The sequence below is a fragment of the Shouchella shacheensis genome (assembly GCF_001484965.1).
GTDB lineage: Bacteria > Bacillota > Bacilli > Bacillales > Bacillaceae_D > Shouchella > Shouchella shacheensis.
The window spans coordinates 1-884 of the sequence record NZ_LLYY01000075.1; the positions used below are offsets into that span (position 1 = coordinate 1).

Here is an 884-nt window from a genome sequence, read left to right on the forward strand (position 1 = left end):
ACATGCCTGCAATTGTATATCAAACCGATAAAAGGACGGGAATTACTTATGCTTACCGATCTATTTCTTACTGGGACAAGGAAAAGAAACAGTCTCGGGCTAAGCGTACACTCATAGGTAGAGTAGATCCTGTTAGTGGTGACATTGTCCCTACTAGAAAAAAAGCGTCAGTGGAGGACGCAGAGACTAAAAAGCGCGGGCCTGTTCCAATTGACTATGTATCGCGTAGCTTTTATGGTGCAACCTATCTCTTTGATGCTTTAGGTAACAAGCTTGGTATTACGGATGACCTCAAGAAGTGTTTCCCTACTACATATAAGCAAATACTCTCCATCGCCTACTATTTGATCCTTGAGGACAAAAGTCCACTTAGTCGTTTTTCAAAGTGGGCAACACTTCACAAGCACCCTTATGGCAAAGATATTTCCTCTCAAAGAAGTAGTGAGTTATTCGCATCCATCATGGAAGAAGAACGGTATAACTTCTTTCGATTACAAGGGAAAAGACGCGCAGAAAAAGAATTCTGGGCGTATGACACGACGTCCATATCCAGCTATTCGCAGCGTTTAAAACAAGTGCGTTATGGTGTGAATAAAGAAGATGACCGTCTACCACAGATTAATCTTGCCCTCTTGTTTGGAGAACAATCCAATCTTCCGTTTTATTACAGAAAATTGCCAGGTAACATTACAGATGTGAAGACAGTGAAGCACCTTATAGCGGATATGGACTTTCTGGAATACAAGAAAATTAAGTTGGTCATGGATCGAGGCTTCTATAGTGAAGATAATATTACCGCTCTCTATCAGAACCACTTGAAGTTTCTGATCGCCACAAAGTTATCTTTAAAATTTGTGAAAACAGAACTGGATCAAGTACGAGAG

General features: G+C 40.7%; 1 protein-coding gene. It reads left to right on the plus strand.

All coding sequences use genetic code 11. The features are described 5' to 3' along the window. Positions 1 to 2: 2 nt before the first annotated feature. Positions 3 to 884, plus strand: an 882-nt coding sequence (locus AVZ68_RS19415) for an IS1634 family transposase (protein WP_157404765.1), incomplete at its 3' end; no start/stop codon positions are given.